Below are 13,346 nucleotides of genomic sequence, written 5' to 3'. Positions count from 1 at the left end.
TGAGGTTGCCAGACTACCCGCCGACCCCCCGCTTACGGCAGCGGCCCACCGGCAGCCAGCGCACAGAGCTTGGTGAACTCGTCGGCCTGCAGGCTCGCCCCGCCGACCAGCGCGCCGTCGATGTTGTCGCACGCGACGAGCTCGGCGATGTTGCCCGACTTGACCGACCCGCCGTAGAGCACCCGCACCTCGTCGGCGACCTCGGCGCCGTACTTGTCGGCCAGCGCCGCGCGCAGCGCCTTGCCGACCTCCTCGGCGTCGGTCGCGGTCGCGACCTTGCCGGTGCCGATGGCCCACACCGGCTCGTACGCCACGACGACGTCCTTGACCTGCTCGGCCTTGAGGCCCTTCAGCCCCGCGATCAGCTGGTCGAAGCAGTGGTCCACGTGGTTGCCGGCCTCGCGCACCTCGAGCTTCTCGCCCACGCAGAGGATCGGCTTGATGCCGTGCTTGAGCGCCGCGCGGACCTTCTTGCTGACCAGCTCGTCGTCCTCGTGGTGGTATTCGCGCCGCTCGGAGTGCCCGACGGTGACGTAGGAGCACCCGAGCTTGGCGAGCATCGGCCCCGACACGTCACCGGTGTAGGCACCGGAGTCGTGCGGCGAGAGGTCCTGCGCGCCGTAGGTCAGCAGCAGCTTGTCCCCGTCGACCAGGGTCTGGACGCTGCGGATGTCGGTGAACGGCGGGAGCACCGCGACGTCGACCTTGGCGTAGTACTTCTCCGGCAGCGAGAAGGCGATCTTCTGCACCAGGGCGATGGCCTCGAGGTGGTTGAGGTTCATCTTCCAGTTGCCGGCGATCAACGGTTTGCGCGCCATCAGGCACCACCTTCCAGCACCGCGACGCCCGGCAGCTCCTTGCCCTCGAGGTACTCCAGGGAGGCGCCGCCACCGGTCGAGATGTGCGAGAACTTCTCCTCCGGCAGACCCAGCACGCGCACCGCGGCCGCCGAGTCGCCGCCGCCGACCACGCTGAACGCGCCGGAATCGGCGATCGCCTGCGCGACGCCCTTGGTGCCGGCCGCGAACGGGGCCATCTCGAACACGCCGGCCGGGCCGTTCCAGAACACCGTCTTCGCCGCGGCGACCTCGGCCGCGAAGTGCTCGGTGGTGCGCGGGCCGATGTCCAGGCCCATCCAGCCGGCCGGGATCGCCTCGGCCGCGACGGTGTCGGTGGCCGCGTCGGCGGCGAAGGAGTCCGCCACCACGACGTCGGTCGGCACGACGATCTTGTCGGCGTGCTCGGCCAGCAGCTTGCGCGCGGTCTCCACGTAGTCCTGCTCGAGCAGGGAGGCACCGACGCCGTGGCCCTGCGCGGCCAGGAACGTGAAGGCCATGCCGCCGCCGATGAGCAGGCGGTCGACCTTCGGCAGCAGCGCCTCGATCACCGCCAGCTTGTCCGACACCTTCGACCCGCCGAGCACGACCACGTACGGCCGCTGCGGGTCGCCGGTCAGCCTGCTCAGCACGTCCAGCTCGGCGAGCACCAGGCCGCCCGCGTAGGCGGGCAGCACGCGGGCCACGTCGTAGACCGAGGCCTGCTTGCGGTGCACCACGCCGAAGCCGTCCGACACGAAGGCGCCGCCCTCGCCGGTCAGTGCGGCGAGGTCGCGGGCCAGCCCGGCCCGCTCGTCGGCGACCTTGCTCGTCTCGCGCGGGTCGAACCGCACGTTCTCCAGCAGGGCGACGGCACCGTCGGCCAGGTCGGCGACGACCGCGCGGGCCTGCTCGCCGACGACGTCGCCGGCCAGGCGGACCGGCGTGCCGAGCAGCTCGCCGAGCCGGTCGGCGACCGGCCGCAGCGAGTACTTGGCCTCGGGCGTGCCCTTGGGGCGGCCGAGGTGGGCCGCGACGACCACCTTCGCGCCGGCGTCGGCCAGGCGCTTGATGGTCGGCAGCGCGGCCCGCACCCGGCCGTCATCGGTGATGACCGAGCCGTCGAGCGGCACGTTCAGGTCCGACCGGACCAGAACGCGCCGCCCGGAGACACCCTCGGCCAGCAGGTCTTCGAGAGTCTTGACTGCCATGGCCTCAGGAGAGCTTCGAGCCGACGAGCTTGACCAGGTCCGCGAGCCGGTTGGAGTAGCCCCACTCGTTGTCGTACCAGCCGAACACCTTGACCTGGTTGTCGATCACCTTGGTCAGCGGCGCGTCGAAGATGCACGAGGCGGGGTCGTTGACGATGTCGCTGGAGACGATCGGGTCCTCGCTGTAGCGCAGGATGCCGGCCAGCGGGCCCTCGGCGGCGGCCCGGTAGGCGGCGTTGATCTCCTCGACCGAGGCCTTCTTGGCCAGGTCGACGGTGAGGTCGGTGATCGAGCCGGTGGGCACCGGCACGCGCAGCGAGTAGCCGTCCAGCTTGCCGTTGAGCTCCGGCAGGACCAGGCCGATGGCCTTGGCGGCGCCGGTGGAGGTCGGCACGACGTTCAGCGCGGCGGCGCGGGCGCGGCGCGGGTCCTTGTGCGGGCCGTCCTGCAGGTTCTGGTCCTGCGTGTAGGCGTGGATGGTGGTCATCAGGCCCTTTTCGATGCCGAAGGCCTCGTGCAGGACCTTGGCGAGCGGGCCGAGGCAGTTGGTGGTGCAGGACGCGTTGGAGATGATCGTCTGCGAGCCGTCGTAGAGGTGGTCGTTGACGCCCAGCACGACGGTCAGGTCCTCGCCCTTGGCCGGGGCCGAGATGATGACCTTCTTGGCGCCACCGGCGATGTGGGCCTTGGCGGCGTCGGCGTTGGTGAAGAAGCCGGTCGACTCGACCACGACGTCCACGCCCAGGTCACCCCACGGCAGGTTGGCCGGGTCGCGCTCGGCGAGGGCCTTGATGGTCTTGCCGCCCACGACGATGCCGTCGTCGCCGACGGTCACCTCCTCGGGGTAGCGGCCCAGGACGCTGTCGTACTTGAGCAGCTGCGCCATGGTGGCGACGTCGCCGAGGTCGTTGAACGCGACCACCTCGATGTCGTGACCCGCGGCCTGCACGGCGCGGAAGAAGTTGCGGCCGATCCGACCGAAGCCGTTCACACCTACGCGAACCGTCACTGCTGCTCTCTCCTCGGGTTCGTCCCGGCTCCCGCGGGAACCGGGCACATCTTCGGGCTCAGGGCCAACCCTAGCCGGGCTGGCCTGCGTGTACTCGCACACCCTAACGAGATGTGCACCACCGTGGGGAATCGATCAAGAGGACGATCAAGATGACAGATCTCGCTCGACGGACGTCCGGAATTTCGGTATGACGGTCAGCCCGCCGAGGCGGCCGTGCAACCGGTCCGCGGCCGCCTCCACCGCGGCGGTGGCGTCCGCGCCGATGTCCTCGAGCAGACGGATCGCGATCTCCCCGCCGGGGCGCTGCGCCCACCCGCCGACCACGCGGCCCGCCCACCACACGGTCGGGCCGATGTTGCCGGTCCGGTCGAACAGCAGCGGCTGGTGCTCGCCCAGGAACCAGCCGCGCTCCTGCCACCCCATCGGCGTCGGGTCGAGCGCCGGGAGCAGCGCGGCGGCCGGCTCCGGCTCGGGGACCGGCTCGTCGTCGCCGGGCAGCGCGATGCCCGGGCCGCCGTCCAGGTCGACCTCGGCCGGGCCGATCGCGGCGAGCGCCTTCTTCACCTGGCCGGCGGTCCAGCCGGTCCACCACTTGAGGTCGGCCACCGGGGCCGGCCCGAAGGCGGACAGCCAGCGCCTGGCCAGCTCGGCCCGGGCGGTGTCGGCGTCGAGCGGTTCGAGCCCGGGCAGCCACGTTTCGGCGGTGGACCAGGCGTACTGGGTGGACAGCCAGGTGCCGCGGGGGCGGCCGCGCACGATGCGCCCCTGCGCGGCGAGCAGGAACAGCACGCGGTTGGTGATGTAGCCGCGCGCCTCGTACGGCTTGCCCTCCGCCATGACGATCTCGGTGCGCAGGCGCGGTTCGCCGTCGGCGATCTGCTGGGCGAAGGCGGGTTCGCCGGCCCGGAGGGCGGCGTAGGCGCCCTCCTCGACCTCGGCGAGCCAGGCATCGAGGTCGCCCTCGAGGCCGGCGGTGCCCAGGTGCTGGAGCAGGAGCTTGCGCTGCCGTCGCGCGATGTCGTCGGCGCAGGCCGCCTGGACGACCGGCACGAGCGCCGCGGGCACGACGAACATGGTCCGGCGCATGCCGAGCATCCGCACCAGGGACCGGTCGTCATAGAGGGCGCGCTCGACGTCGTCGGTGCCCGCGGCGGAACGGGCGAGCACCGCGAGGTGGACGGTGGCCGGATCGGTGGCGTGCAGCGCGACGAGGCTCGCGGCGACCTGTTCGGGGCCGTCCGCCTGCCCGGCGAGGTGGTGCCGCGCGACCATCCGGGCGCGGCGCTGGTCGTTCCCCAGTTTCCTGCTCACCCGGCGGTTGTACCACCGGGCACCGACGGTTTCAGGAGTAGTACGGCGGCCCGTTGTCCCACCTGGCGGTGGGCTGCGTGGCGTCGCGGCCGCGGCGGCGGCGCCGGGCCGCGCCCGCCATGGTGTTGATGAGCATGGTGATCATCGCGCCGATGGCGAGGTTGATCAGCGCCGTGGCGATCTTGGCCTCCAGCCGCACCGACAGCGTCAACGGCAGCACGATCGCGATCGCGGTGATCAGCACCATGATCCAGCCGAAGAACTGGCCGGGGGCGGGCGTGGCCAGGCTGAGCAGGTGCATCAGGCCGGTGGCCAGCAGCGCCGCGGCGGCGGCGCACAGCGCGTAGGTGACGGTGTTGGCGTTGCCCCAGATGCCGTTGCCCTTCGGCGCCAGGACCTCGGCCCCGAACAGGCCGCGCGCGATCAGCAACCCGACCACGACCACCAGCGCGGCGACGACGGCCGTCGCCACCCCGCCGGCCCACAACCGGCGGTAGTCGGGCTCGGTGGTCTCGGTGGGCGGGTATCCACTCATCCCTCTCACGGTAACCCGTTCGACCTGCGGTTAAACCGTTCGTCACCCGGCCGGCGGCAGCGATACGCTCGGGTGATGGTGTCGCCCAGCCACTTCGCGGCCTTCGCCGCCCTGGTGTTCGTGATGGTGGTCGTCCCCGGTCCGAGCGTGCTGTTCACCGTGAGCCGCGCGCTGACCGTCGGGCGGCGGGACGCGCTGATCACGGTGCTCGGCAACGCGGCGGGGGTGTACGCGCAGGTCGTGGCGGTGGCGTTCGGGATGGGCGCGATCGTGCGCACGTCGGCGACGGTGTTCACGGTGATCAAGCTGGCCGGCGCCGCGTACCTGGTCTACCTGGGTGTCCAGGCCGTCCGGCACCGCCGCAAGCTGTCCGAGGCGCTGGCGAGCGCGGTGCCGGCCACCCGCGGGCGCACGCTCACCGTGCTGCGGGACGGGTTCGTGGTCGGCTTCGCCAACCCGAAGTCGATCGTGTTCCTGGCCGCGGTGCTGCCGCAGTTCGTCGACGACGCGGCCGGGAGCGTGCCGGTGCAGATCATGCTGCTGGGCATCGCGCTGCCGGCGATCGCGGTGTTCTCCGACAGCGCGTGGGCGCTGGTCGCCGGCACCGCGCGCGCCTGGTTCGCCCGCTCGCCGAGGCGGCTCGAACTGATCGGCGGCACCGGCGGGCTGGTGATGATCGGCCTCGGCGCGGGCCTCGCGCTCAACGGCCGGAAGGATTAGCCAGCACCAGGTCCAGCAGGCCGGGGAAGGCGTCGTCGAACTCCGGGCGGCGCAGCCGGTTGAGGCGGCGCGGCCCCTCGTCGCGCTGCTCGATCAGGCCGGCCGCGCGCAGCACGGCGAAGTGGTGGCTGCGCGTGGCCTTGGTGACCGGCAGGTCGAAGGTGCCGCACGCCTTGGTCCAGTCCGGCAGTTCCGCCAGCTCGCGCAGGATCGCGCGGCGCACCGGATCCGCGACGGCGGTGAGCGCGTCCTGCAGCGAGACGTCCCTGGGGTGGACGTGGGTCAGCCCGCGCGCTCGCGCACTGTTCGATGATTGTCGTACACTCATCTGGTCGACCTCCATCGAACATTCTAGACGGCAGGAGCGGACATGACCCGACGCCTCGAGAGCACCTTCGGCCCGGACTCGCGCAACCGGCTGGACGCGGCCGCCACACCCGGCGCCGAAGGCGCGCTGGCCGCGCTGGAAACCTTCTACTTCGCCTTCAACCAGCGCGATCTGGACGTGTTCGCGCAGGTCTGGACCGGCGACGCGCTGGCCCAGCTCAACAACCCCCTGGGCGGCATCCTGCGTGGCGGCCCGGAGATCACCGCGCTGTACGACAAGGTCTTCCACGGGCCGGCAAGGGTGACGGTGACGTTCGGCGACATCGTGGAGTACGCCGGCGAGGGCCACGCGTTGTTCGCCGGGCGGGAGACCGGCTCGTACGTGGTCGACGGCCGTGAGGTGCCGCTGCGGATCCGCACCAGCCGGTACTTCCGCTACGAGAACGGCCGGTGGGCGCAGTTCCACCACCACGGCAGCATCGACGACCCCGGCGAGCTGGCCGCGTACCAGGCGGCCGTCCGCGGCTGACCCGCCTGGGGAACCGGGACCGGCGTCAGGCGCTCTCCGCCTGCTCGCCGGGCTTGGTGAACAGCCGGGTGGCCGAGATGCGCGCCGTGCCGTCCGGTTCGCCCAGGTCATCCAGGTGGTTGCGGATCGTGGCGTCGACCGAGAGGTACTTGCGGCCGGCGCGCAGGTCCGCGTCGTTGCGCAGGCGGACGATCAACGGGAACTCCGACAGCGCGCCGGCGTCGAAGAGGCCCGTCGTGTAGATCAGTTGCACGCCGAGCGCCTCCGCGACCACCCGCTGCAACTCCAGCAGGTACCCGGCGGACGCGCGGCCGATCGGGTTGTCCAGGAACAAGACCCCGGAGTGCCGGTTGCGCACCATGCCGCGGTTGTTCGCCCGCAGCGCCGCCAGGGTGCAGTACAGGATGATCGCCGCGGTGAGCTGCTGCCCGCCGGAGAACACGTCCCGGATCTCCGACACCCGCTGCCGCTCGGTCCGCAGCACCGAGTCCGGTTTGAGGATGTCCACCCGGAACCCCTTGGGCACCGCCGCCCGCACGCCGCGCAGCACCAGCGACATCCCGTCCCGCTTCACGTCGCGACCGTCGCTGGTCCTGCCGGCCGCCGCCTCGTCCACGACCTGTCCCAGCGCCTCGGACAGCTGCGGCTCCTCCGGATCGCCGAACCGGATGCGCAGGAACTCCTGCCCCGACCAGCCACCCAGCCCCTCCGGCAGGCGGGACAGCCGCTGCGCCGACCGCAGCATCCGCAGCGCACCCTCGACCATGCCCTGCAACCGCGCGACGATCCCCGACCGGTGCCGGTCGATCTGCGCCAGGTCGTCGGTCAGCGTGCGCAGCCGCGGCTTGAGCGCGGCCGTCCACTCCCGCGCGTGCGCGGGCAGGCTGTCCCGGCGCACCGACACGATCTGCTGCCGCACCGGGCTGCTCAGCTTCTCGAACCGCTTGTCGGTCGCGTACTGGGCCAGGGCGTCCGCCGCCGCGCGGACCCGCTTCTCGGCGCTGTCCACCGCGGCCTCGGCGTCGGTCAGCGTCGTGTTCAGCTTGCGGTAGCGGGCTTGCGCGGCGTCGATGTCGCCGTCGAACACCGTCTCCGGTTCGCCCTCGGGCGCCAGGTGCGCCAGCGACTCGGCGAGCATCTTGAACCCGGCCGCGGACGCGGTCGCCGACTCCAGCGTGCGTTCGGCCTCGGCCCGCCGCGCCTGGGCTTCCTCCAGGGCCCGGGCGGCCGCGGACGCCTCCTCCGCCGCTTCCTCGATCAGCTCGCGGCCGTGCTCGACGTCGCGCGGCCGGACCTCCGGCGACGCGTTCTGCCTCGGCAGCTGGTCCAGCTCGGCCTTGCACGTCGCGACGAGACCGATCGCCTCGGTGTGCTCGGCCTCCAGCGCCGACACCGTGCGTCCCGCCCGCGCCAGTGCCGCGGCGCGCGTCGCCGCGTCCGAGCCGTCCGGGGTCTCCAGCAGGCGCGCCGCGCGCTCCCGCACGTCCGGGTCGAGTGCCTCCAGCGCCGCGCGCGCCGCCGACTCCGCGCTCTCCGCCTGGTCCAGCTCGGCCCGCAGGTCGCTGCCGACCTCGACGCGGGCGTAGGCGTCGCTCGCCGCGGCGAAGGTGCGGCGCAGCGCGTCGACCGGTTCGGCGGGCACCGGTTCGTCCTCGGACACCGATCCCCCGCCCGGCACCTCGGCGAGCTCGGCCCTGGCGTGCGTCACCGTGCGGCGGTGGCCGTCGGCGGTGCGCTGCTCCTCGGCCGCCTCCTCGCGCAGCCGCGCCGCACGGGTCGCCGCCTGCTCGGCCTCGGCCTCGGCGCGGGCGACGGCCTCCTGCGCGCGCTCGGCGGACTCGGTCCACTGGGGAATCAGCGCGACGCGCTGCGCCAGCTCGCCGAGTTTGCGGGCCCGTTCCTCGCCGGCGCGGGCTTCGGCTCGCAGGGCCGGAATCGTCTCGCGCAACCGGGCCCGCCGCGCGGCCAGATCCGCCACGGCCCGCTCCTGCGCGGTGGCCGCGGCCTCGGCCTCGGACAGCTCGGTGGCCGCGGCCTCGGCCTCCTCGGCGAGCGTGGCCAGCGCCCCGGCCGGGTAGTCCTCGCGCCACGTGGTGAGCTTCCACTCCAGTGCGGCGTCGTCGTTGATGGCCGAAGCCAGCGCCTCGAGCTGCTTCTGCCGCCGGGCGTGCCGGGCCGCGATCGCCTGGCGCTCGGTGTCGGCGGCGTCCTCGTCGTACATCGCCGGGTTCGGCGGGACCAGGAACTCCACGCCCGGCGCGGTGCCCTCGGCGCGCACGGCCTCGGTGGTGCCGACCGGCAGCACCACGCTGGGCAGCAGCTTCGCGGTGGCGAGGGCCTGCCGCGCGCGGTCCAGCTGCGCGGGGTCGTTGATCAGCACCCCGCCGAGCAGGTGCGGCAGGTCCCGCAGCACCCGCTCGCGTCCGGCGGCGTCCATCGTGGACAGGTAGCGCCACCCTGATCGCGCCGTGATCCCGGCCGCTTCCAGTACGTCCAAAGCGGACTGGACCTCGGGCAGCGCGGGCAGCAGGCCGCCGTTGCCGAGCGCGGCCAGCGCGCGCTCGTCGACCGACTCCTCCATGCGCAGCGCGGTCTGCTCACGCTCGGCGGCGGCCCGCGCCTCGCGCAGCCGCGTCAGCAGGGCCGGCGTGTCGGTCTCCAGCTGGACCGAGTCACCGCCGAGCAGCTCCAGCAGCCGGGGGTGCGCGGCGAGGCTGTCCGATCGGCGGTGCGCCTTGGCCAGTTCCCCGGCCGCGTGCTCGGACCGGGAGCGCGCCGTCGCGGCCCGCTGCTGCGCGGTGTGCAGGGCGGCCTGCGCCTGGGCGTGGTCCTCGGCCACGGCCTCCAGCTCGCTCTCCCGCGCGGCCAGCTCGGTGACCGCGTTCTCGCCGCGGGTGCGCGCTTCCTGGGCCGCGGCGGCGACCTGCGTGCCGTCGGTGAGCAGCCCTTCGCGGACGGCCTGCTGCACCTGGCTGCGCACCTCGTCGATGCGGCGCGTCAGCTGCCCGAGCTCCGCGCGCTGCCCGGCCGCGGTGGCGGTGGCCTCGTCCCGCTGGTCCTGCGCCGCCGCAGCGGCGGACCGGGCGGTCTCGGCGCGGGACTCGGCGGCGCGCGCCTGCGCCTCGGCCTCCCGCGCCAGGGCCAGCAGCCCGCGCGCCAGTGCGGTGGCCGCCGCGTTCTTGGCCTCCAGCGCGGGTTTCGCGCTCTGCTCGCGATCGCCGACCAGCTTGCGGATGCCGGCCGCCTTCTGCGCGGCGTTGACGTGCGCCAGCACGGTGCCGGTCTCCCGCCACGCCGCCGCGGCCGCGCGGGCTTCCCGCAGCTCCTCGTCCAGGCGCTTCTTCTCGGCGGTCGCGTCCGCCAGCCGCAGCTCGCCGACCAGGCGGCGCAGCTCGGTCACCACCGCGGTGCGGCGCCGGTGGTCGCCCTCGGCCAGTTTCTCCGCGTCCCGCGTCTCGTCCACATAGGACTTGATCCCGTCGAGCCGGTCGGCCTCCAGGTCGTGCCGCGCGAGGACCGACCCGGCCAGGGCACGGGCTTCCTCGCGGGCGGCCGCGGCCAGCTTGCGGGACGCCGCGGCCAGCGACTCCTCCTCGGTGAGCGGCGTCAGCAGCTCCAGCGCACCGGCCACGAAGTCGCGCTCGCTCATCAGCTCGCCGCGCTGGCCGAGGTTGTGCGCGTAGGTCTGCACGACCTCCGCCAGGTCCCGCGGATCGTCCTCGTGGATCACCGCGCGCAGCAGGAACTCGACGAACGCCTCGTCCGAGGTGAAGGCGAACGCGTCGGCCGCCTCACCCTCGCCGGCGTTCATCGCGCGCTGGTAGCGGAACAGCTCGGTGTCCAGGCCCAGGGCGTCCAGCCGCTCGGTCCACTCGTGGTGGCGGCGGGTGGTGAACAGCTCCAGCTCGGGCTCGGCCTTGTGCGCCCGCTCCAGCTGCTCGGCGAACCCGGACATGGTCAGCAGGCGGCCGTCGTCGGTGAACGGCAGCGACTCCAGGCCCAGCGACGCGGTGGGCCGGAAGCAGTACCACGAGTCGACCAGGTTCGCCGGGTCGTTGGACACCACGTGCCCGCGCCATTCCGACACCTTCCCGGTGATGACCCGCTGCCCGGTCTCGGTGTGCTGCCACTCCAGCACGACGTGCGCGACGTCCTTGGCGGCGACGAACTTCTCCAGGACGCGGGTGCTCGTGGTGCCGACCACCTGGCGCCGGCCGGGCAGCATGACCGAGAAGATCAGCTTGATCAGCACCGACTTGCCGCCACCGTTCTCCAGGAACAGCACGCTCGCCGGCGAGGGCCGCCGCGGCAGGCTCCCGTCGGCGGTGTGGATGCCCGCGGTGAAGAGCGCGTCCTGCGCGGGCGCCTTGACCAGCGGGCCGACGCCGCTGAAGTCGAGCACCACGTTCTGGTACCGCGCGCCCGCCGGTCCGACCGAGTGCAGGCGCACCCGGGACAACTCGTACACCAGTCTCCCCCTACAGAGTGTCCGAAATGGACGGGCGCAGCGTGCCGCCGCCGTCGCCGACGGCGACCACGCCGAGCGCGAGCAGCTCCTCGAACGCGCTGTCCGCGGCCAGTTCCCGCACCTGCACCTGGTAGCGCGGCGTGGTCCGGTAGGTGCCGCCCTGCTCGCCGCTCACCTGCACCAGGAACCCCTGATCGGCCAGGAACCGCAACGCGCGCGACACCATGCCCCGCGTGGTGTCCGAGGCCAGGCGGCCGTCCTTGGTCGCCGCCGCCTCGGGACGGCGGGCGTAGGCGCGCCAGGCCTGTTCCAGCTCCGGCGAGTCGGACAGCGGGTCGTTGTTCGCCTCGGCCTTGGCGGCGCGCTCGTCGAGGATGCGGCACGCCTCCCGCACCACGCCGTCCACCTGATCGACGCTCACCCGGCCGATGTAGGTGTCGTTGGCCAGGTCGTCCGGGCGCGGGTAGCCCAGCGCGGCGGTCGCGAGGTGCACCAGGCCGTGCAGCACCTTCTCGGTGTCGCGGCGCTCGCGGATCTTGCTCTGCCGCGCGTAGCCGTCCATCTTGACCTCGAACACCGACTCGTCGGTGGCGGCCAGCACCGCGCCGGCCTGGTGGCTGACGTCGAGCACCATCAGGCCCAGGCCCGCGGCGACGGAGTTGGTCAGCTGCTTGAACGCGCTGTCCTCGCCGTAGCGGCGCACCAGGTCCGCGTAGACGACGTCCCGCGAGGGCAGGTGCTTGGGCCGCATGCCGAACGAGATCAGCCGTGCCGCGCTCTCGGCGTCGCCGGTGGTGACCGGACGCGTCATGCCGCCCCCTCAACGGACGCGGCAAGCCGCGGCAGCGCGTCGGCAGGCATGCCGCTGAATGATTCGGACCTGCCAGCAGTCCTCATGCCGCCCCCTCTTCGTCGTCCTCGTCGCGTGCCAGCCGCGCCGTGCTCAGCAGCAGGTCGGCGCCGCCGAACTCGGCGTCGTCCAGCAGCGTGCCGTCGTCGACGGCGAGCAGCGCGCGATCGTCCCCCTGCCGGACGGCGGCGCCCACCTCGGGACTGTAGGAGTGCAGCGCCCGCAGCGCCACCAGACGCGGCAGCTCCGGGTCCAGCTCGCGGGCCTCGGCCAGCACGCCGGACAGCCGCCGCGGCACCTCCGGCAGGTCCAGCAGCTCGTCGGCCCGCCGCCACTGCTCGTCACTGTAGTGGTCCAGGCTCTCCGGCGGGACGAGCTCCGGCTCGGGCACCTCGCCGACCAGCTTGTCGCGTTCCGGGGCCGGGCGCAGCAGCAGCGAGACCAGCGACGGCAACGCGGGCACGGTCGGCACGACCAGCCCGGCCGAGGCGTGGAAGTAGGACTCCAGCGGCGACACCGCGTCGGCGATCGGCAGTTCCAGCGCGGGCATGAGGATCTGGCCGAACAGGTCCACGGTCGCGCGCTGCGGCGGCCCGGAGAACTGCTGGCGGTCCTGCTCGGCGCGGAACACCGCGCCCGCGGCCTGCAGCCGCGCCTGCAACTGGGTGTGCCTGCTGATGCAGTCGCTGACGATGTCGACCAGTTCGGCGGCGCGCCGCTTGTGGTCGACGTCTTCGGCCTCGTCGCGGGCGGCGGTGATGTTGCGCAGGATCGCGTTCTCGGCGCGGAAGCGGGACTCGATGTGGGTCAGCGCGGAGTCCAGCAGTTCGGGCATCTCGCGGTCCCAGTCCACGGCGCGCACGTCCCGGCGGGTCGCGTCGAGCTTGGCGCGCAGCGTCTCGCCGTACTGCACGGTGCGGTAGCGGGCCTGCTCGGCGGCGAGCTTGGCGTCGGCGAGGCGGCCGCGGCTGATCAGGTTCTCCAGCTTGACCTCGGCCGCGATCTGCGCGGACTCGACGTCGGTGTCCAGCGCGCCCACCAGGACGTTGATCGCCTCGTCGCTGGCCCGCAGGTACACCTCGCCGTCCGGGGCGGCCAGCTCGACGAGCAGCTTGAAGTCGAACGCGCGGCGGCGGTAGGTGCCGTGCGCGTCGACGCTGCCGTAGACCCGGCGGAAACCGCGGTCGGTGGTGCCGACGTTGATCAGGTTGTCCAGCACCCAGCGGGCCACGCGCAGGTGCTCCTCGGCCGGGCGGCGCGGGGCCTGCGCGGCGATGAACGGCTGCAGGCGGCGCACGACGTCGTCGTGGTCGGCGCCGGTGTCGAAGTCCATCGCGATGGTGACCAGGTCGATCGTGTGCAGCGCGATCTCGGCCATCTGGTAGACGGTCGCGTCGGCCCAGTCCAGCTTGGCCTTGCGCGCGTCGAGGTCGTGCAGGGGCGCGGTGCAGGCGAGCGCCTTGAGCCGCCGGGCCAGGCCCTCGTCCACCAGCCCCCCGCTGATCAGGTCCGAGTCACGCACAGCGCTTGAGACTAGGCGAGCCGCGCCCGGCACGTCGGTCGAGGGC

The 13,346-nt window shown here is 73.1% G+C and carries 11 protein-coding genes; 2 read left to right on the top strand and 9 right to left on the bottom strand.

What is annotated here, in order from left to right; all coding sequences use genetic code 11:
• Positions 1–32: 32 nt before the first annotated feature.
• From tpiA to FB470_RS24005, 5 genes are all read right to left on the bottom strand, one after another.
• Complete coding sequence (gene tpiA / locus FB470_RS24025; RefSeq protein WP_306995038.1) at positions 33–818, bottom strand: triose-phosphate isomerase; 786 nt, start codon at positions 816–818, stop codon at positions 33–35.
• Positions 818–2,026, bottom strand: a complete 1,209-nt coding sequence (locus FB470_RS24020; protein WP_306995036.1) for a phosphoglycerate kinase — start codon at positions 2,024–2,026, stop codon at positions 818–820. The genes tpiA and FB470_RS24020 overlap by 1 nt, the downstream gene beginning before the upstream one ends.
• Before the next feature lie 4 nt (positions 2,027–2,030).
• Positions 2,031–3,035, bottom strand: coding sequence for a type I glyceraldehyde-3-phosphate dehydrogenase (gene gap, locus FB470_RS24015; RefSeq protein ID WP_306995034.1), 1,005 nt, complete (start codon positions 3,033–3,035; stop codon positions 2,031–2,033).
• Between the two features lie 147 nt (positions 3,036–3,182).
• Positions 3,183–4,349, bottom strand: coding sequence for a winged helix DNA-binding domain-containing protein (locus tag FB470_RS24010; protein ID WP_306995032.1), 1,167 nt, complete (start codon positions 4,347–4,349; stop codon positions 3,183–3,185).
• A gap of 31 nt (positions 4,350–4,380) precedes the next feature.
• Positions 4,381–4,884: a DUF6069 family protein gene (locus FB470_RS24005; protein ID WP_306995030.1), complete on the bottom strand. Its 504-nt coding sequence runs from the start codon at positions 4,882–4,884 to the stop codon at positions 4,381–4,383.
• Between the two features lie 75 nt (positions 4,885–4,959).
• Between FB470_RS24005 and FB470_RS24000 the strand changes: the two genes are divergently transcribed.
• Complete coding sequence (locus FB470_RS24000) at positions 4,960–5,604, top strand: LysE family translocator (protein WP_306995028.1); 645 nt, start codon at positions 4,960–4,962, stop codon at positions 5,602–5,604.
• On the opposite strand, the gene FB470_RS23995 is transcribed toward FB470_RS24000, so the two are convergent.
• Positions 5,585–5,932, bottom strand: coding sequence for an ArsR/SmtB family transcription factor (locus tag FB470_RS23995; RefSeq protein ID WP_306995027.1), 348 nt, complete (start codon positions 5,930–5,932; stop codon positions 5,585–5,587). The two genes, FB470_RS24000 and FB470_RS23995, sit on opposite strands and share 20 nt — an antisense overlap.
• 42 nt (positions 5,933–5,974) lie before the next feature.
• On the opposite strand from FB470_RS23995, the gene FB470_RS23990 reads away from it, so the two are divergent.
• Positions 5,975–6,460: a YybH family protein gene (locus FB470_RS23990; RefSeq protein WP_306995025.1), complete on the top strand. Its 486-nt coding sequence runs from the start codon at positions 5,975–5,977 to the stop codon at positions 6,458–6,460.
• Between the two features lie 25 nt (positions 6,461–6,485).
• Here FB470_RS23990 and FB470_RS23985 read toward each other — a convergent pair whose 3' ends face one another.
• The 3 genes from FB470_RS23985 to FB470_RS23975 all read right to left on the bottom strand — a co-directional run bounded on the left by FB470_RS23985 (position 6,486) and on the right by FB470_RS23975 (position 13,300).
• Positions 6,486–10,928, bottom strand: a complete 4,443-nt coding sequence (locus FB470_RS23985) for a coiled-coil domain-containing protein (RefSeq protein ID WP_306995023.1) — start codon at positions 10,926–10,928, stop codon at positions 6,486–6,488.
• Between the two features lie 10 nt (positions 10,929–10,938).
• Entirely contained in the window at positions 10,939–11,739 is an 801-nt protein-coding gene (locus FB470_RS23980) for a hypothetical protein (protein ID WP_306995021.1), read from the bottom strand.
• A gap of 82 nt (positions 11,740–11,821) precedes the next feature.
• Positions 11,822–13,300 carry a hypothetical protein gene (locus FB470_RS23975; protein ID WP_306995020.1) on the bottom strand — a complete coding sequence of 493 codons (1,479 nt, stop codon included), beginning with the start codon at positions 13,298–13,300 and terminating at the stop codon, positions 11,822–11,824.
• Positions 13,301–13,346 lie beyond the last annotated feature (46 nt).

The organism is Amycolatopsis thermophila (assembly GCF_030814215.1).
Lineage (GTDB): Bacteria > Actinomycetota > Actinomycetes > Mycobacteriales > Pseudonocardiaceae > Amycolatopsis_E > Amycolatopsis_E thermophila.
Note: the sequence above shows the minus strand (reverse complement) of the source record. Positions and strands in the feature narration are given on the sequence as shown.